1 pseudogene is annotated in these 1,161 nt (G+C 53.2%); it reads left to right on the top strand.

The features are described 5' to 3' along the window. Positions 1-1,161: pseudogene (locus MV985_RS00025) on the top strand (DNA polymerase II large subunit); the annotation flags it as partial.

The following is a 1,161-nucleotide window of genomic DNA, read 5'->3' as shown; positions in this document are numbered from 1 at the left end:
AACTCCAGAGGGCTTTGGTGAACGCTCAAATCGAGTGGGACGAGTTCAGGAAGCTGAAGTTCGCGAGAAGGGTAATACTCGACAACGACAAAACCATAAAGCGCTACCTTGAGCTCCTCGGACTTCCGCACCGGCTTGAACGGACGGAAGACCGGAAAAAGGTTATTGTCGTTGATTATCCCTGGAGTGCCGCGCTCTTAACGCCCCTCGGCAACCTTGAGTGGGAGTTCAAGGCCAAACCTTTCTTCACGGTCATCGACATTATCAACGAGAACAACAGGATAAAGCTCCGCGATAGGGGAATAAGCTGGATTGGGGCCAGAATGGGCCGTCCTGAGAAGGCCAAGGAAAGAAAGATGAAGCCCCCGGTTCAGGTGCTCTTCCCGATTGGCCTTGCCGGAGGCCCAAGCAGGGACATAAAGAAGGCCGCGGAAGAGGGCAAAACGGCCAAAGTGGAGATAGCCTTCTTTAAGTGTCCTAACTGTGGTCATATCGGCCCGGAGCACCTCTGCCCCGTCTGTGGGACGAGAAAGGAACTCCTCTGGCACTGTCCAAAGTGCAACGCTGATTATCCCGAGAGTGAGGCTAGGGAGTTCAACTTCCGCTGTCCGCGTTGTGACGTTGAACTAAAGCCTTACGCGGAGAGGGAGATAAAGCCCTCCGAACTGCTCAGACGTGCCATGGACAACGTGAAGGTTTATGGAATAGACAGGCTCAAGGGCGTCAAGGGAATGACGTCGGGCTATAAAATGGCGGAACCCCTTGAGAAGGGCCTTTTGAGGGTTAAGAACGACGTTTACGTCTTTAAAGACGGTACCATTCGCTTTGACGCCACAGATGCGCCTATAACCCACTTCAAGCCGAGGGAAATCGGGGTGAGCGTTGAGAAGTTGAGGGAGCTCGGCTATACCCACGACTTCGAGGGTAAACCACTCGAGAGGGACGACCAGATAGTTGAACTTAAGGTTCAGGACGTTATACTCTCCTATGAAGCGGGAAAATACCTCCTGAAGGTCGCGCGCTTCATCGACGACCTCCTCGAGAAGTTCTACGGTTTACCAAGGTTCTACAACGCCGAGAAGATGGAAGATTTGGTCGGCCACCTTGTCATAGGCCTCGCCCCCCACACATCGGCCGGAATCATTGGAAGGATTATAGGCT

Origin of the sequence: Thermococcus sp., assembly GCF_027012695.1 — an archaeon.
Taxonomy (GTDB): domain Archaea; phylum Methanobacteriota_B; class Thermococci; order Thermococcales; family Thermococcaceae; genus Thermococcus.
Note: the sequence above shows the minus strand (reverse complement) of the source record. Positions and strands in the feature narration are given on the sequence as shown.